The organism is Gluconobacter sp. Dm-74 (genome assembly GCF_018256135.1).
GTDB classification, from domain to species: Bacteria; Pseudomonadota; Alphaproteobacteria; order Acetobacterales; family Acetobacteraceae; genus Gluconobacter; species Gluconobacter cadivus.
The window spans coordinates 40,323-55,705 of the sequence record NZ_JAERLX010000003.1 but is presented as its reverse complement, the minus strand read 5'-3'; the positions used below and the strand labels follow the sequence as shown (position 1 = coordinate 55,705).

18 protein-coding genes and 1 tRNA gene are annotated in these 15,383 nt (G+C 61.0%); 12 read left to right on the top strand and 7 right to left on the bottom strand.

The window, feature by feature from the left end; all coding sequences use genetic code 11:
- Positions 1-21: 21 nt before the first annotated feature.
- A complete protein-coding gene (locus JK208_RS05800) occupies positions 22-987 on the bottom strand; it encodes a DMT family transporter (RefSeq protein ID WP_249194442.1) in 966 nt (321 codons plus the stop codon).
- Positions 988-1,415: 428 nt separating this feature from the next.
- Between JK208_RS05800 and JK208_RS05795 the strand changes: the two genes are divergently transcribed.
- Positions 1,416-1,763: a hypothetical protein gene (locus tag JK208_RS05795; RefSeq protein ID WP_249201969.1), complete on the top strand. Its 348-nt coding sequence runs from the start codon at positions 1,416-1,418 to the stop codon at positions 1,761-1,763.
- Between the two features lie 9 nt (positions 1,764-1,772).
- On the opposite strand, the gene JK208_RS05790 is transcribed toward JK208_RS05795, so the two are convergent.
- Positions 1,773-3,704, bottom strand: coding sequence for a prolyl oligopeptidase family serine peptidase (locus tag JK208_RS05790; protein WP_211574848.1), 1,932 nt, complete (start codon positions 3,702-3,704; stop codon positions 1,773-1,775).
- A 150-nt stretch (positions 3,705-3,854) separates the two neighbouring features.
- Between JK208_RS05790 and JK208_RS05785 the strand changes: the two genes are divergently transcribed.
- Positions 3,855-4,454, top strand: a complete 600-nt coding sequence (locus JK208_RS05785; RefSeq protein ID WP_194261309.1) for a DedA family protein — start codon at positions 3,855-3,857, stop codon at positions 4,452-4,454.
- Positions 4,455-4,477: 23 nt separating this feature from the next.
- Entirely contained in the window at positions 4,478-5,449 is a 972-nt protein-coding gene (locus JK208_RS05780) for an SDR family oxidoreductase (RefSeq protein WP_211574846.1), read from the top strand.
- A 102-nt stretch (positions 5,450-5,551) separates the two neighbouring features.
- Here the strand turns inward: JK208_RS05780 and hemJ are convergent, their stop codons facing one another.
- From hemJ to hemE, 3 genes are read right to left on the bottom strand one after another with little or no spacing between them, the layout of a single operon-like run.
- Positions 5,552-5,998 (bottom strand): protoporphyrinogen oxidase HemJ, encoded by a 447-nt coding sequence (gene hemJ, locus JK208_RS05775; RefSeq protein WP_194260998.1) that lies wholly within the window; start codon positions 5,996-5,998, stop codon positions 5,552-5,554.
- Positions 5,995-6,699, bottom strand: coding sequence for an HAD family phosphatase (locus JK208_RS05770; RefSeq protein ID WP_211574838.1), 705 nt, complete (start codon positions 6,697-6,699; stop codon positions 5,995-5,997). Before JK208_RS05770 ends, hemJ begins: the two co-directional genes overlap by 4 nt.
- Complete coding sequence (hemE, locus tag JK208_RS05765; protein ID WP_211574836.1) at positions 6,696-7,757, bottom strand: uroporphyrinogen decarboxylase; 1,062 nt, start codon at positions 7,755-7,757, stop codon at positions 6,696-6,698. The genes JK208_RS05770 and hemE overlap by 4 nt, the downstream gene beginning before the upstream one ends.
- Before the next feature lie 353 nt (positions 7,758-8,110).
- Here hemE and JK208_RS05760 point away from each other — a divergent pair, with 353 nt between their 5' ends.
- From JK208_RS05760 to galE, 5 genes are all read left to right on the top strand, one after another.
- Positions 8,111-8,722, top strand: a complete 612-nt coding sequence (locus JK208_RS05760; RefSeq protein ID WP_211574834.1) for a nucleoside triphosphate pyrophosphatase — start codon at positions 8,111-8,113, stop codon at positions 8,720-8,722.
- A gap of 103 nt (positions 8,723-8,825) precedes the next feature.
- Positions 8,826-8,901, top strand: a tRNA-Ala gene (locus JK208_RS05755).
- Between the two features lie 57 nt (positions 8,902-8,958).
- Complete coding sequence (locus tag JK208_RS05750) at positions 8,959-10,173, top strand: AGE family epimerase/isomerase (protein WP_249201968.1); 1,215 nt, start codon at positions 8,959-8,961, stop codon at positions 10,171-10,173.
- Between the two features lie 111 nt (positions 10,174-10,284).
- A complete protein-coding gene (locus JK208_RS05745; protein ID WP_211574832.1) occupies positions 10,285-10,722 on the top strand; it encodes a DUF2501 domain-containing protein in 438 nt (145 codons plus the stop codon).
- Between the two features lie 78 nt (positions 10,723-10,800).
- Positions 10,801-11,790 (top strand): UDP-glucose 4-epimerase GalE, encoded by a 990-nt coding sequence (gene galE, locus JK208_RS05740; protein WP_062032730.1) that lies wholly within the window; start codon positions 10,801-10,803, stop codon positions 11,788-11,790.
- Here the strand turns inward: galE and JK208_RS05735 are convergent.
- Positions 11,787-12,263 carry an aminoacyl-tRNA deacylase gene (locus JK208_RS05735; RefSeq protein ID WP_211574830.1) on the bottom strand — a complete coding sequence of 159 codons (477 nt, stop codon included), beginning with the start codon at positions 12,261-12,263 and terminating at the stop codon, positions 11,787-11,789. The two genes, galE and JK208_RS05735, sit on opposite strands and share 4 nt — an antisense overlap.
- Before the next feature lie 105 nt (positions 12,264-12,368).
- Here JK208_RS05735 and JK208_RS05730 point away from each other — a divergent pair, with 105 nt between their 5' ends.
- The 4 genes from JK208_RS05730 to JK208_RS05715 all read left to right on the top strand — a co-directional run bounded on the left by JK208_RS05730 (position 12,369) and on the right by JK208_RS05715 (position 15,196).
- Positions 12,369-12,776: a lytic transglycosylase domain-containing protein gene (locus tag JK208_RS05730; RefSeq protein WP_194260992.1), complete on the top strand. Its 408-nt coding sequence runs from the start codon at positions 12,369-12,371 to the stop codon at positions 12,774-12,776.
- 75 nt (positions 12,777-12,851) lie between these two features.
- Positions 12,852-13,727, top strand: coding sequence for a metal ABC transporter solute-binding protein, Zn/Mn family (locus tag JK208_RS05725; protein WP_249201967.1), 876 nt, complete (start codon positions 12,852-12,854; stop codon positions 13,725-13,727).
- Positions 13,714-14,403: an ATP-binding cassette domain-containing protein gene (locus tag JK208_RS05720; RefSeq protein WP_211574828.1), complete on the top strand. Its 690-nt coding sequence runs from the start codon at positions 13,714-13,716 to the stop codon at positions 14,401-14,403. Before JK208_RS05725 ends, JK208_RS05720 begins: the two co-directional genes overlap by 14 nt.
- A complete protein-coding gene (locus JK208_RS05715) occupies positions 14,390-15,196 on the top strand; it encodes a metal ABC transporter permease (RefSeq protein WP_086647949.1) in 807 nt (268 codons plus the stop codon). Before JK208_RS05720 ends, JK208_RS05715 begins: the two co-directional genes overlap by 14 nt.
- Here the strand turns inward: JK208_RS05715 and JK208_RS16065 are convergent.
- Positions 15,183-15,311 carry a hypothetical protein gene (locus JK208_RS16065; RefSeq protein ID WP_264815894.1) on the bottom strand — a complete coding sequence of 43 codons (129 nt, stop codon included), beginning with the start codon at positions 15,309-15,311 and terminating at the stop codon, positions 15,183-15,185. The genes JK208_RS05715 and JK208_RS16065 overlap by 14 nt on opposite strands.
- Positions 15,312-15,383: the final 72 nt, after the last annotated feature.

The window sequence follows — 15,383 nt, the reverse complement described above, 5'->3', positions numbered from 1 at the left end:
GCGCAGCGGCGGAACGCGTGTTTAGCGAGTGGAGAGCGCGCTCTGCTTGGCGGCTTTGAGGTTTCCCTTGGCGACTTTACGTGCCTTGAGGCGTTCGAGACGCTCTTTCATCGCCATTTTTTCGTAGCGGATGCGCTGACGGATCCAGTTCAGCATACCTGATGCTGTCAGGACCGCGATGCCGACGAAAGTCCAGCGATCGAGCGGCTGTTTGAAGAGGAAGTAGCTCAGCGCGACACCCCAGGCCATCTGGCTGTATTGCGGCAGGGCGACGCGGTTAGCCGGTGCTCTGGCGGTTGCGAGCATCATGCAGAGTTGTCCGAGGGCGGCCAGGGAGCCGTAGCCGAACAGGTAGAACCAGATCTTTGTGCTGGAGGGCCATGTGGCGTGGGCGAGCATGAGGAGACCGTTGCCGACCAGCGCGCCCATCAGGCTGGACCCGAAGAGCGACAGGCGCACGGTTTCCTTGCTGGCGATCCGGTAGGCGATCACGCTGCCCGCATTGGCACAGGCTGCCAGAAGCGCGCAGAGATGGCCCAGATTGAGCGGGCGCACTCCCGGACGCAGCACGATCAGAACGCCCGCAAAGCCCAAAGCGACCGCAAGCCATGCCCAGAACGTCACTTTCTCCTTGAGCAGCACGACGGAGAGGATCGTGACGAACAGCGGCATCAGGAAGGTGATCGACAGGGCCTCGGGCATCGAGAGCAGCATGAAAGCTTCGACGCTGGCAGCCGTGGCGACGAAGACGCAGACAGCCCGCAGCAGCCACATGCCGCGAAGCTTCGGGCGCACGATGTCGAGGTAGGACTCGTTTGATTTGCGGATGAAGGGAAGAACGAGGAACCCGAACACCCCGCCAAAAAATGCAACCTCGAAGGGATCGAGACTCCCGTCCAGCAGTTTGGAGAAAGCGTCGCTGATGGCGAATGCGGAGTATGCTCCGAAGGCCAGCGCCATTCCGGAGAAGAGGGTTTTGGTGTCCATAAGGCTCGGGGACTCTGACGGGAGAGAGAAGGAATCGTGCCGAAAAAATAACCCTGTGCCCTCTGAACGCATAACAGAGCGTTCGGGCCTAAAAAGGGCATCGGTAATTGCGGTCAGGCTTCTTAGAAGAAGTATTATGGAAATTCAAACCTGTTTTCGGGACTTCGAATATTTTCTTTGACAATTACGGTATAGATTGAATTATAACATAATTTTATTTATTAATAACAATTATGTTGTTATTAATGCGGAACAGGGAGCGATTGAGTCAGGTTGAAGAAATCGACTCTGGTGTTCCTGTTCGTTATAGAGGCCGCACTCTTTCAATGTGATTTTCAGGGAAACGGTCTGTGCAGTGCGAATGGCGGAGGTCTTACGACAGGCTGGTTCCGATGTTGATTAAAGAACATTTCGGAGATCCGGGTGTGATGACCCGGCAGTTTCCCTACATGAAATCGACGTTCCTCTGGAAAGGGGATGATTTCATTCTCACGCCCGAAGCACTCGCCAATCCGAAAAACAAGTATCATGGGCTTGAGCGTCTGGCGCTGGAGCATCATGAGGCCGGAGACTGGCGACTGGCCGGGGAATACTGGCTGATTGCGGCGGGCTGGCGCCGGAACCTGATGGACCCCGAAAACGAGCGACATGTGGAAGCGCTGCAGTTCGCCCTGCGCCATGTCGAATATGACAGGGCGCTGGCGGACTGGAAAAAGAAGAAGCTCAGCCGCAACGCCATGCCCTATCCCAGCCAGTTTGGACTCTCTGACGACTGAAATCGGGATCTATGCACTAAAAACCTGCTGATAGAAGGCGAGTTCCCGTTGCAGGGCGTCTTCTATGGTTTCGCGGGCGCGGAAGCCATGAGCTTCCTCCGGATAGACGTGCAGGGCGGAATGTTCGAGTTTTGTACGCATGGACTCCGCCTGTGACAGGGGGACGACCTTATCTGCACCGCCATGCAGGAACAGGACAGGAACGGTAATGCTATCGGCCTGCGTGATGGGGGAACGTTTCAGATACACGGCCTCATCTTCGGGATAGGGGCCGATCAGCCCGTCCAGATAGCGGGCTTCGAATTTGTGGGTTTCTTCGGCGAGAGCACGCAGGTCCGTGACGCCGTAGAGGGAGGTTCCGGCGGCGAAGAGGTCCGACTGTGCGAGGGCGCCGAGGACCGTCAGGCCGCCGGCGCTGCTGCCGCGGATGACGCAGCGGGCGGGGTCGGCGAGGCCGCGATCGAGCACGGCCTGCACGCCGGCGAGGCAGTCTTCGATATCCGCGACACCCCATTGTCCGTCCAGTGCTTCGCGGTAAGCGCGGCCAAAGCCGGTTGAGCCGCGATAATTGACGTCGAGGACGGCAAAACCTCGCGACGTCCACCACTGCACTTTAAAGGCGAAGGACGGATTGGCGCGGCCGGTCGGACCGCCATGCGCCATGACGACGAGCGGGGGTTTTTCGCCGTCCCGCAGGGCGCTGGTGCTGCTGGCGGGGGCGTAGAACAGGGCGTGGGCCAAGGCATGAGCTTCTGCACCATTTGCAGTTGGGAAACTCAGGGGGGTGGGGGTTGCGATATCGGCTTTCGTGACACCGTGCGGGAGGGTGACGCTGATGCGAAAGCGGTCGCAGGCTTCGCCGGGGCGGCCGAAGGCGATGGCGGCGGGGGCATCGGCCGGGGCGTCGATCCATGCGAACTGCCCGTTTCCGAGAGGTTCGGGGACGTTGACGGGCGTGCCGAGCGCAAGGTCGGTCCAGTGTCCGTTGTCTTCCAGCAGGACATGGTTGAGGCCGTGGCGGATGCCGATGGCCAGCAGACGGTTTCCGGGCAAGGGCGCCATACTACGCTGTCCGAACACCCAGTGCGGCAGGCCGATTTCGGCGTTGGCGCCTTCGAGGGAATGGGGGTGCCAGCCTGTCTCGTCATGGGAAAAGCGGATGGGGGTCCAGCAGCCCGAGGCGTCGGACGTGGCGTAGAGCATGCCGTCGGCGGACCAGCAGGGTTCGATGATGCTGCAGGGTTCGGGTCCGGTCAGGTCGGTGACGGGGCCGAGTGTGCCGGTTGTGCGATCGAAGGGGGCGACGGAAAGGGTCGTGGCGGTCCAGGGCATGGCCGGGTCGTTCCAGCTGAACCAGGCCAGAAAGTTTCCATCGGGTGAGGGCCGGGGGGCGGCGTAGAAATCCGCGCCTTCGGCCAGCACGGTTTCGCGTCCGTCAGCCTGCACATGGACCAGCGTTGCGACGGGCACGCCGATGCCGTGGCTTTCGCGCACGCAGAACACGGCATCGGCAGCCAGATCGAATGTCAGGTCGGCGTAGCGGTGTTCGGGACTTTCACCCGCCGTAGCCCATTGCGTGGCGCTCGTGCCGTCGCTGAACCAGATGCCGCCGCGTTTGCGATCGCTGAAAACGACCTGCGGGGCGCTGTCTTTGGCATTGTCTTTCAGGCGCACGTCCCATGCGCCGCCGCCATATTCGTGCACACGGGTACCGACCGAGTATTCCGCCGGGATCAGGTCGCGGAGGATTCCTTCAGGGTCGCGGGCCGTGATGACGGAGCGGCCCTGTTCGTCCGGGCGACTTTCAAGCCAAAAGATCCACTCCCCAGCAGTGCGCAGTTCGGAGAAGGACAGCGTGCGTCCGGCCACGAGTTCGGGTGTGGCCCAGGACGGCCAATGTCCCGACAAGGCTGCGGAAGATGAGGGGGAAGGGGGCGTCATTTTTCATCCTGTCTCCGATGCCGTAGTATCGTAGCCGGTGGCACTCTCTTCCGCCACAGCTTGAACAGGACCAGGACACTGTTTCATCTCAGTCATTTTCTCGATCACATGCTGGTGCAGTATGGCTATGGCGTCGTCGGCATCACCGTCATGTTCGAGAGCATGGGACTTCCACTTCCGGCGGAGAGCGTCATTATCGCCGCTTCGCTTTATGCAGGCAGCACCCATCATCTTGAAATCCGCTGGATCGCGCTGGCAGCCGTGCTTGGCGCCATTATGGGCGACAATATCGGCTATCTGATCGGCCATCACTTCGGTTACGGCATTTTGAAAAAGCACGGTCAGAAAGTTGGTCTGACTGAAGAGCGGCTGATGCTGGGGCGGTATCTGTTCCGCAGGCATGGTGGGATCGTCGTGTTTCTGGGGCGTTTCGTCGCGGTGCTGCGCGTGTTCGTCGCATTGCTGGCGGGAGCGAACCGGATGCCCTGGCATTCGTTCCTGTTCTTCAATGCGCTCGGTGGCATCTGCTGGGCCGGTGGCTATGCCTTTGTGACCTATGAGCTTGGCAAGCAGATCGAGAAGATCACCGGGCCGGTCGGGATCGCCATGGCAGTCGTGGGGGTCTGCTGTCTGATCGGGGGGCTCGTTTTTCTCAAGAAGAACGAGAAGCGCCTGACGGATGAGGCGCTCCGGCAGGCCGAGGAAGACGAAAAGCGTGAGGAATCGCGTATGGACAAGAAACCGAGCTGACACAGACTGGAAGGACAGACGTCATGACACAGCCCTCCGCTCCCGCATGGTCTACGGACTCTCTTGACCGTCTGGACGGAAAGACGGCGCTCATCACCGGATCGACCGGAGGGCTGGGGTTCGAAGTCGCCTGCGGGCTGGCGAAGCAGGGTGCTGCGATCGTGCTGAGCGGTCGCAGTCATGACAAAGGACAGGCGGCGCTGGCACGGCTTCAGGAGCGCGTGCCGTTCGTCAAATCGCGGTTTGAACTGCTGGATCTGGCGTCTCTGGCCGGGATCGAGGCCTTTGCCTCCGCGATGCGCAGCCGGAGCGAGCCAATCCATCTTCTGGCGAACAATGCCGGGGTTATGGGGCCTGCGACGCGTCTGACGACGAAAGACGGGTTCGAATTGCAGTTCGGGACAAACCATCTCGGGCATTTCGCTCTGACCGGGCGGCTGCTGCCGTTACTGGCGGCGGGGAATGCGACGGTCATGACCGTGGCGTCTCTGGCGGCGCTGAAGGGCGAAATCCCGTTCGGTGATCTGAATGCGCGCCATTCCTACAATCCGATGGTGCGGTATCGTCAGAGCAAGTTGTCCAACCTGCTGTTTGCGCTCGAACTGAACCGCCGGGCCGCGAAAGCGCCCTGGCCCATCCATTCGCGTGCGGCGCATCCTGGCTGGGCGGCGAGTGATATTGTCGCGAATAACGGCAGTCTGGACCGGTCCGCCAACACAGCCGCGCGGTTCATGCGGAGTCTGGCGCGCAGTATCGCCGGGCCGGTGTTCCATGCGATGGGGCAGACGGTCGAGGAGGGGGCGTGGCCACTGCTCTATGCTCTTGCCAGTCCGCAGGCGCATGACGGCAGCTATTATGGTCCGCAGGGGCCGGGAGAACGCCGTGGCGTGCCGGGGATCGCGGGGCTGCCGGCTCTGGCGCATGTACCCGAACTGGCCGCGCGTCTGTGGACCGTCTCGGAACAGATGACCGGCGTAAAATACTGTCTGATCTGAAAGTGATAAAAGTTTTTGGGTGTCGCCTTTTTTCAAAAAGGTGACGGTCTTTTGAAGCTTTTTGGAAAAAGCTTCACCAAAAACTTTTATTCGGGATCTTTTTCAGGGGCGGACGATGATCATGATGACGATAACCATCATCAGGATGGTGGGGACTTCGTTGGCGATCCGGTAGAATTTTTCCGGATGCTGGTTGCGGTCTTCGGCGAAACCGCGACGCCATGTGCCGCAGGCACCGTGGAATCCGGCGAGACCGAAGACGCAGATGAGCTTTGTCCACCACCAGCCTGCGTTCCAGTCGATCAGTCCGGGAATGGAGGCCAGAGCACCGCCTGCGAGGAATGTCACGATCATGGCGGGCGTCATAATCTGGCGCAGGAGTTTGCGCTCCATGACCTTGAACCGCTCGCTCTCGGCAGACCCCGGTACCACCTGACAGTGATAGACATACAGGCGTGGGAGATAGAACGTCCCGGCCATCCAGGCGATGAACGCCATGATGTGTAGGGACAGTATCCAGCTCTGATAGGTCGCGAGAAAGTCGGTCATGCGTGTGTCTGGCTTTCAAGCGTCCGGCGCAACAGCGGTACCAACTCGTCCAGATGGGCGATGCGAACCGAGCCTTCGACGGGCCAGAAGGGCGGTGCGGGCATGTCTTCCGGGCGAAGAAGCACACAGGCCATGCCAGCCTTCCAGGCGGCTTCTGCTCCAGTATCGCTGTCTTCGATCACGACACAGCTTTCTGGCAGGACGCCCTCTACTTTTGCCGCGTACAGATAGACGTCCGGGGCGGGCTTGGGGCAGCCCATATCGTTGGCGGAGTGGACGCGGTTTTCGGGGAAATACTGCGACATCCCGGTTTTTTCGAACTTGGCTTCCATCTCACGGACGGAAGAATTCGAACCAACGCGAACCGGCAGTCCCAAAGACCGCACGCCTGCCAGCATTTCGGGCGCGCCGCTTACGGGTTCTGCGATTTTCTGCATCATCTGTACGAGATTTTCGCGTAGCATGACTGCCGTTTCTGCCGGTAGGGCATGACCGATTTCGTGTTCGAGTTCGGTTACGATCTGCGGCAGGGCCATGCCTGCGAAACGCTGATGCGCCTCTTCGTCGGAGATGGACATGCCTTTGGATCGGGCGAATTCCGCCGTGGCCCGGCAGGACGGACCTTCGCTGTCCACGAGCACGCCGTCACAGTCGAAAATGACCAGTTTCAGCTGGCCTGCTGGATCCAGAGCGGTTGTCATACGGACCGTACCGCCTCGACGAGGGCTGCCACGTTTTCAGGGGGCGTATGCTGCATGACGCCGTGTCCGAGATTGAAAACATGGGGTTTTCCGCGCATGGCGTCGCGGATGGCCTGGGCTTCACGGATCATTGTCTCACCGCCGGAGAACAGGATCATCGGGTCCATGTTGCCCTGAAGGGTGAGGCCCGGAACGGCTTCAGACAGGAGTTCGGAAATCTGGGCCGGGTCGGCGACCGTGTCGAGCGCCAGCGTGTTGATGCCGGTTTTCTGCGCGTATTCGCGGACCATGATGCCGCCGAGGCGCGGAAAGCCGATGAGCGGGGTGTTGGGGTGACGGGCGCGGATGTACGCGACGATCTGGCGCGTCGGTTCGATCACGTAGCGGCGGAATGCTGAAGGAGGCAGGATTCCGGCCCAGGAATCGAACAGCATCACGGCTTCCGCACCGGCTTCGATCTGGCCGCAGAGCATCTCGGCGGTACTCGAAGTCAGAGTGTCGATCAGGCGATCGAACAGGGCCGGGTTGATCTGCATCATGCGGCGGGTTTCGGCAAAATCCCGCGATCCACCGCCCTCGACCATGTAGCAGGCGACCGTGAACGGGCTGCCTGCGAAGCCCAGAAGGGTTGTGACGTCGGGAAGCTCTTTGGCGAGGCGGGACAAGGTCTCGCGCACGGGTGCGACGGCGTCCTGTACGCGCTTGGGATCGAGCCGGGCGAGATCAGCTTCGGAGCGAATGGCACCAAGGACCGGGCCGCGGCCTTCGATGAAGTCCAGAGACTGACCCATGGCCCAGGGCAGGATCAGGATATCGGAAAACAGGATCGCGCCGTCCATGCCGTAGCGACGGATTGGCTGGATCGTCAGCTCGGTGGCCATGTCCGGGGTCATGCACCGGGTCAGGAAGTCGGCCTTGTCGCGCATGGCGCGGAATTCGGGGAGATAGCGGCCTGCCTGACGCATGAGCCAGACCGGAGGCGGCCAGACGGCTTCACCACGGAGAGCCCGCAAAAGCGGTTTTGATGAGGGTGAGGAAGATGCGTTTTCCGAAATCATGCCGCCCACTAATCATAAAAGAAAAAAGAAAGAAATGCTGGAGGTTAAGATGATCCCTGTGGATACCGGGGTACCCGGCTTTCTGAAAATGTACCCCGTCTTGTTCACACTGTGTACAACTCTGAGGGCCGCAGTCTGCAAGGGAGTCGTTGATTCTATCCCGAATTGCCCACAGAGAGGCTGTGTACAACCCCCAGTTCCGGCTGGTGTACCGTACAATCCACGGTACTCGGTACTCCTTTCGGGAGGGCAGGTACTATCCCCATGTACCCCAGTACTGACGCAATGCCTTCACAGGGTTTCTTGCAGTACTCGTCCTTCTTTCCGCAGTCGATAGTACGGAGTCGTACATCATGATGTCTTTCAGTACTTCCCTGATTCTTGCCAGCGGGTCGTCAGCCCGGCGTATGTTGCTCGAAAATGCAGGTCTGACGGTGCAGGCCAGACCGGTCGATCTCGATGAGGAAGCGCTGCGGCGATCCTGTGAGGTACAGGGACAGACGCTTTCGGAAACGGCGATCGCTCTGGCAGATGCAAAAGCCAATCTCGCGACACGCGATGTGGGTTTCGAGGATCTGACTGTGGCTGCGGACCAGATTCTCGATCTGGACGGGGTGGCCTTTGCCAAGCCGGGTTCTGTGGCGGAGGCAGGGGAGCATCTGCGCCTGCTGCGGGGGCGGACGCATGTTCTGCGCACGGCGGTGGTTCTCTATAAGGGGGACGAGAAAATCTGGGAGCATCTGGCATCGCCGCGTTTGACGATGCGGGAGTTTTCGGAGGCATTTCTTGAGGCCTATCTGAAGCGGGAAGGGGCTGCCATCTTGTCCTGTGTGGGCGCGTATCGGCTGGAAGGCCCCGGAATACAGCTTTTTTCGGCTGTCGAAGGGGCACAGGATGCCGTTCTGGGGCTGCCGCTGCTTCCGTTATTGGAGGAACTGCGGAGGCTGAAGGCGATTTCTGCGTGAAAACTGCTGTCGAAATCTGTTTTTCAGGCTTGTCAGGGCGAAATCATGACGATATACCGCCCTCATCCGGCTCCGTCCCAAAGGGGCCGCAGATGAAACATGTGGGGCCATAGCTCAGTTGGGAGAGCGCCTGAATGGCATTCAGGAGGTCGTCGGTTCGATCCCGATTGGCTCCACCAGTTTCCTTCTCTCCTAAAAATATGAAATTTCCGGTCCGGCTCTGCTGTGGTTGATCTATGTCTGTTGACGCGGACGTTCAGCTCTCATACGGCAGTCAAATGCAGACCGGAACGCCTCACACTTCTTTGCCGACCCTCATGAATGCTGAGCAGCAGGCCCCTTGGGGCAGCTGGCTGACGCGGACGGTATTGCCGTTCTGGAGCGATGTGGGGTTTGATCGCACACGCGGTCTGTATCACGAGCGTCTGACATTTTCCGGAGAGCCTCTGGTTCTGGAAGCGTCGCGGCTGATGGTGCAGGCGCGGCAGATTTCGACATTCTGTCGGGCGGCGCTGGATGGGCTGCATGAGGCGTCCGAGCAGGCGCTGATGTGTCTGGAAAAGGTCGAGCGGCTTTATCGCCATCGGGACGGGCAGGCGGGGTGGATCTTTTCCGTCGCACCGGACGGAACGCCGGTCGGGACGAAACGGGACCTCTATGCGCATGCCTTCATTCTGTTTGCCTATGGCTGGGCGTATCGCCTGAGTGGCAATCCGGATTTTCTGGCAGTGGCGCGGCAGACGGTGCTGGAACTGCATCAGATTTTCCGGGCGGAGCATGGCGGCTTTCTGGACGAGGTGCCGCTGACGGGAGCGGTCCGGCATCAGAATCCGCATATGCATCTGCTTGAGGCGTTTCTGGTGCTGTTCGAGGTTTCGGGAGACAGCTTTTATCTGGACGAAGCGCGCTCTCTGGTGCGTCTGGCGCTGGGGAAATTTATCCAGCCCGGATCGGGGGCGCTTCTTGAAGATTTCATGACAGACTGGCGCCCGACGGCTCCTGTGGGGAGCAACCGGGTAGAACCGGGGCATCTCTTTGAATGGGCTTGGCTGCTGGGAGAGTATCTGCGTCTTGAGCCGGGAACGCCGGACGCCGGGGCGATTGGCCGGGCGGCGGACGGGTTGTTCGCGTTCGGAATAGCGCATGGCGTGGGGCGTGTCGGAGAGGGCGCTGTCGTGTGGGATGCCGTGACGGAGAGAGGGCAGACCGTTGAAAATGCAACGCGGATCTGGCCGCAGACCGAGCTTTGCCGCCTACTTGTCTGTCGGAATGAGAGGCCGGATATTCTGCGGGGGCTGACGGAACATTTCTTTGGAACGTTTAGTCCCGATCAGAAGAGCGCTTTGTGGGTGGATCGCTTCGACGCCTTTGGAAACGTGACAGTCTCGGACGTTCCGGCCAGTTCGCTCTACCATATTTATGGTGCGGCGCGGGAGTTCTGCGGACGTTAGACGGGTGAACCCGCTGCCATCCTATGTTAGCGTCACTTTCGGTAAACATGTCGGCAGCGACGGTGACTTCTGACAGGTGCTGCCCTGAGCGTCTTCTGAAGGAGAAATAGGATGCGTTACTCGAACGGTCTCTTCGCGGGTCTTGTGGCCGCTGCTCTTGTTGCGTCCTCGGCCCATGCCCAGTCCATTCCGGGTGTTGGCAGTGCGGGTAATGCCATGAGCGGCATGTCGGGCATGAGTGGCATGACCGGGGGCACCGGTATCATGGGCAGCATGCTGCCGAATGTGTCTTCCGCCAGCACGGGCAATGTTGCGGGTGTTCTGAGCTATTGTGTGCAGAACAACTATCTGAGCGGCAGCAGCGCCACTTCAGCCCTGAGCAGCCTGACGGGCAAACAGGACGTGACGTCCTCCAGCGATTATGCCGCCGGACAGCAGGGGCAGCTTCTGACAGGGGGCAGCAATCCGCTGTCGCTGTCGAGCCTCAAGGGCCAGTTGAAGCAGAAAGTATGCAGCATGATTCTTAGTCGCGCGCAGAATCTTCTCTGATCTGATGAGGATGTCCCGGCCTGTCATGGTTCAGCCGTGGCAGTCCGGGATGTTTCTGGAAAAAGGATAACTGGATCAGTGAAATATCTCGTTACGGGTGGGGCCGGGTTTGTCGGAAGTCATCTGGCACAGGCTCTGGTGGATGGCGGACATGAGGTTGTCGTTCTCGACAATCTGAGCACGGGCCATCGGGCCGCCGTGCCGCAGGGCGCGCAGTTCATTCATGTCGATCTGGCGGATGCAGAGGCGACGGACCGGGCGGTGGCTTCGGGGCAGTGGGATGCGGTTTTGCATTTTGCGGCGCTGTCGCTTGTGGGCGAAAGCATGAGCCAGCCTTTCCTCTATCTGCGCCGGAATTACATCACGGCTCTGAACCTGATCGAGGCCTGCACGCGGCATGGCGTAAAGCGCTTTGTGTTCTCTTCGACGGCGGCGCTGTTTGGTGGCGATGACCGCCCGCCGCTGATTTCGGCGGATGCGCCGGTGGATCCGGGATCGCCTTATGGCGAGAGCAAATATCTGATCGAGCGGGCGCTGGTCTGGGCGGACCGGATCTGCGGCATGAAGAGCGCGTGCCTGCGTTATTTCAATGCGGCGGGTGCGGATGCACAGGGACGTCTGGGTGAGGATCACCGGCCGGAGACGCATCTCATTCCGTTGACGATCGACGCGGCGCTGGGACGTCGGGCCGGGCTGAAGCTGTTCGGGAATGACTATCCGACGCGCGATGGCACCTGTGTGCGCGACTATATCCATGTGACGGATCTGGCCGATGCACATATCCGCGCGATGGGGCAGCTCGATGAGCGGTCCGTGACGTATAATCTGGGCAATGGTCTGGGCTTTACCAATCTGGAAGTCGTCCAGAGTGTCGAGCGCGTCAGCGGCCGGAAAGTGCCCTGGGAATGGGCGCCGCGCCGTGGGGGAGACCCGGCGGTTCTGGTGGCGGATTCTTCGCAGATCCGCAAGGAAACGGGTTGGGACCCGAAGTTCAGCCAGCTTGATGATATCGTCGAGACGGCCCTGCGCTGGCGTGTGGACCATCCCGACGGATATGGCGCTGCTTAAAGGGGTTTGACCAGATCGGCCACAAGGCCACCGGTGGCGGTCAGGGCGTCCTGCGGGGACAGTTCGATCAGGAGGCCCTGGCTTCCGCCGTTGATGACGACGGGGGGGCCGTCCATGCCGCATTGTTCGAAGGCCGTGGGGACAGCGCTGCGTTGTCCGAAGGGGCTCACGCCGCCGATGCGGTAGCCGGTGCGCTGTTCGGCGTCGGGGCGGGAGAGCATCTTGGCTTTTCGCCCTCCGAAGGCCTGTGCCACGCGGGCGAAATCCAGTTCGCGATCCGCGGGCAGCACCACACAGACGGGGCGTCCGTCGATCTGCACCATCAGGGTCTTGAGGACGTGATCCGGCGACAGGCCCAGCGCTGCGGCGGCGGCCACGCCAAGTTTTCCTGCTGAGGGGTCATACTCATAGACATGGCGTTCATAGGAAATGCCGAGAGCGTCCAGTGTCAGGGTCGCGGATGTGTCCTGCACGTGTCCTCCTGTCCTTTGCGGTCATCACGAGGGGTTCAGGATGGCAGGCAGGCGCTTCCGATGCTAGGGTCGAGGCATGATTCACCCTGTGGTCTGTTCATAATCATGGCTGGCGGTCTGCTGGCCTGCATGCTGGCTTCGGCTTTGCATTACCATCTGCCGCCGCGCATCCTGCCTGCAATCCAGCGGGTCGAGGGCGGGACGATGGGGCATGTCAGCACCAATACGGACGGTTCGGTAGATATCGGGCTCATGCAGATCAATTCGCGCTGGATTTTGCCGATCGCGTCCATGACCCATCAGCCGGTGTCGCAGGTTGCGGCGCGTCTGGCGCTGGAGCCGTGTTTCAATATCGCAGCGGCGGCGATGATCCTGCGCAGGGCGCTGAATGAGGAGCATGGCAATCTGATGAAGGCGATCGGGGATTACCATTCCCGCACGCTGCCGCTCAATCTGGATTACCAGCGCAAGGTTGTGGCCGCGGCGGCGGCACTTTATCTGCGTCAGGGATAAGACGATCCGGTGAGGATGGTCAGGCTGTAAATGTTACTTTATAACACCTGAGCCTTGACCCCTGCCCTGAGGACCATGATGCGTTTTTTTCCAGCTTTGTTGCTGGCTGCACTGATTTCAGGATCTGTAGCCGTCGCTCAGGCCGAGCCGTCGCCCGCTCCCGTGCGTGTGGTGTGCGTTGAAGCAGCCTGGTGCGATTTGGCGGCGCAGATTGGGGGGGCGGATGTGCAGACGCAGGCCCTTCTGGCGACACCGGGAATCGATCCGCATGATCTGACGCCCTCGCCCTCTATGGCGCGCGCTATGGCGGGGGCGACCATCGCGGTCGTGAATGGTGCGACCTATGACGACTGGGCGCTTCCCTTTACGGCTTCCGTGCCGGAGCGGATCGTGGTGGCGTCTCTGGCGGGGTGGCGGCCCGGCGATAATCCGCATCTCTTTCTCGATCCGGCGGCGGTGGGGAAAGTCGCACAGGTCTTTGCGGACAGGCTGTCGCATCAGCCGGGAATTTCCGCACCAGCCTTGGCGGAGAGGCTGGCGATATTCCGGAAGGAACTGGACGGCGTGACGGATCGTCTGGCGGCGATGAAGGCGCGTCATGAGGCCGTGCCTGTGGCGGCGGTGGAGCCGGTTGGGGAAACGTTGCTTCGGGATGCGGGGCTGGCTGTGCTGGATGAGAATTTTGCGCTTGCGATCATGAACCATGCGGAGCCGTCTCCGCGCGATGTGGCGCAGGTCGATATGTTGATTGACGGGCGTAAGGTGCGGATGCTGATGACCAATCCGGCGATTCATTCGCCGCAGATCGACCGGTTGGTGGATCGGGCGCAGGCTGTGGGCTTGCCGGTCGTGGCGATTGGGGAGACTTTGCCACCAGGCCAGTCCTGGCAGGGCTGGGTTCATGGCATTCTTCAGACGGTGGAGCAGGCGCTGGGTGATGGCGGAAAATAAGCGGGTCTGCTGTCAGCCGGAGCGCGGGCTGGCTCTGCGGGACGTGACGCTGACGGCGGGATCGACTTGTGTGTTGCGGGATGCATCCCTGACGGTGCCGCTTTCGGGCATCACGCTTCTGTCGGGGCGGAACGGTGCGGGGAAGTCCACGCTGCTGCGGGCCATGCTGGGTCTGATTCCGCTTCAAGGTGGCGAAATCCTGACGCATGGTCTGCCTCCGACACAGGCTCGGCAGCATATCGGTTACATGCCGCAGAGTGTGACGGATGCGGCGCTGCTGCTTCCGGCGGTCAGTCATGTGCGGGCGGCGGTGGACGGTGTGCGTTGGGGACTCCCGTTGCGTCTGCGGGCTCGGCGGGAGGAAGCGGACCGGCTTCTGGCGCTGACGGGGGCTGCGTCATTTGCGCACCGTCCTCTGGGATTGCTGTCCGGCGGGGAGCGTCAGCGGGTTGGGCTGGCGCAGGCTCTGACGGGCAGCCCGGATCTGCTGTTGCTGGATGAGCCGCTGGCGGCGCTTGATCAGGCGGGGCAGGAGCGGACGGTGCGTCTGTTGCGGGATTTGACGGATCGTCTGGGGATTGGGATTGTTCTGACGTCTCATGAAACCGAGGCACTGTCGGGAGCCGTGACGCGAGTTGTGCAGCTTGCGGACGGGGGGCTGCATGTTCGAGTTTGATTTCATGCGCCATGCCTTTGTGGGCGCGGCGGTTGTGTCTGTTCTGGCGGGGACGGTGGGCTGGTTCCTGATGTTGCGGCGTCAGGCGTTTGCCGCCCATGCGCTGTCACATATCGGATTTAGTGGGGCAGCCGGGGCGGTTTGGCTTGGCTTTCCGCCGCTTTCGGGAATGGTGGTGTTCAGTCTGATGGCGGGGTTCGTCATCGGGGCCGAGCGCGAAGGGGAGCGCGGCGTTCCCGCCCAGCGGGACAGTACGATCGGGCTTGTGCTCGCGGCCAGTCTTGGTCTTGGGGCATGGTTCCTGCACATGAGTAACCGGGGCTCCAGCCTTGCGACTACGCTGCTGTTCGGTGACGTTCTGGGCATTGACGTGCCGACGCTGGAGGCGTTGTGCGGGGTGGCCGTGCTGTGTCTTGGACTGCTGGCGTTTCTGGGGCGCAGGCTGCTGTTTGCCAGTCTGGCGCCGGAAGTGGCGCGGGCGCGGGGTGTTCCGGCGCGGCTAGTGTCGGTGGTGTTTATGGCCGTGGCGGCGCTGGCCTGTGCGGCCTGTGCGGAAGTGGCCGGGGCACTTCTGGCGTTCAGCCTGATGATCGGGCCTGCCGCGACAGCGCTGAAGCTCGGGCTGGGACCGCTCGCCGGGATTGCCGTTTCCGTCGGGCTGGCGCTGGGATTGTCGTGGGGTGGACTGATGCTGTCCTGGGTGACGGATGCGCCGGTTCCGTTCTGGATCGGGCTTGGGGCTGCCCTGTCCTATGCGCTGGCCGATCTGTGGCGGCGGTTCAGAAGTCCGTAGCGCTCGTCAGCTTGAAATGCACCAGAGCGATGAATGCAACCAGCATCACATGCATGATGATCAGCGCTTTCGTGCCAATAACGGGAACATCGTTGGTTGTATCGGGTGTCTGCATGACGTGTATCCTGAAGGGGTTATGAGGCGACAGTCAATCCTGAATGTATTTTGAGTGTATTTTTCGGCTGTT

Excerpts from the sequence above, each read along its gene's own strand:
- JK208_RS05750 (WP_249201968.1), top strand. The coding sequence starts at position 8,959 with ATGTCTGTTGACGCGGACGTTCAGCTCTCATACGGCAGTCAAATGCAG.
- JK208_RS05725 (WP_249201967.1), top strand. The coding sequence starts at position 12,852 with ATGATGCGTTTTTTTCCAGCTTTGTTGCTGGCTGCACTGATTTCAGGA.
- hemE (WP_211574836.1), bottom strand. The coding sequence starts at position 7,757 with ATGATTTCGGAAAACGCATCTTCCTCACCCTCATCAAAACCGCTTTTG.
- JK208_RS16065 (WP_264815894.1), bottom strand. The coding sequence starts at position 15,311 with ATGCAGACACCCGATACAACCAACGATGTTCCCGTTATTGGCACGAAA.
- JK208_RS05790 (WP_211574848.1), bottom strand. The coding sequence starts at position 3,704 with ATGACGCCCCCTTCCCCCTCATCTTCCGCAGCCTTGTCGGGACATTGG.
- JK208_RS05770 (WP_211574838.1), bottom strand. The coding sequence starts at position 6,699 with ATGACAACCGCTCTGGATCCAGCAGGCCAGCTGAAACTGGTCATTTTC.
- JK208_RS05715 (WP_086647949.1), top strand. The coding sequence starts at position 14,390 with ATGTTCGAGTTTGATTTCATGCGCCATGCCTTTGTGGGCGCGGCGGTT.
- JK208_RS05760 (WP_211574834.1), top strand. The coding sequence starts at position 8,111 with ATGATGTCTTTCAGTACTTCCCTGATTCTTGCCAGCGGGTCGTCAGCC.
- JK208_RS05745 (WP_211574832.1), top strand. The coding sequence starts at position 10,285 with ATGCGTTACTCGAACGGTCTCTTCGCGGGTCTTGTGGCCGCTGCTCTT.
- JK208_RS05795 (WP_249201969.1), top strand. The coding sequence starts at position 1,416 with ATGACCCGGCAGTTTCCCTACATGAAATCGACGTTCCTCTGGAAAGGG.
- hemJ (WP_194260998.1), bottom strand. The coding sequence starts at position 5,998 with ATGACCGACTTTCTCGCGACCTATCAGAGCTGGATACTGTCCCTACAC.
- JK208_RS05730 (WP_194260992.1), top strand. The coding sequence starts at position 12,369 with ATGGCTGGCGGTCTGCTGGCCTGCATGCTGGCTTCGGCTTTGCATTAC.
- JK208_RS05720 (WP_211574828.1), top strand. The coding sequence starts at position 13,714 with ATGGCGGAAAATAAGCGGGTCTGCTGTCAGCCGGAGCGCGGGCTGGCT.
- JK208_RS05785 (WP_194261309.1), top strand. The coding sequence starts at position 3,855 with ATGTTCGAGAGCATGGGACTTCCACTTCCGGCGGAGAGCGTCATTATC.
- JK208_RS05780 (WP_211574846.1), top strand. The coding sequence starts at position 4,478 with ATGACACAGCCCTCCGCTCCCGCATGGTCTACGGACTCTCTTGACCGT.
- JK208_RS05800 (WP_249194442.1), bottom strand. The coding sequence starts at position 987 with ATGGACACCAAAACCCTCTTCTCCGGAATGGCGCTGGCCTTCGGAGCA.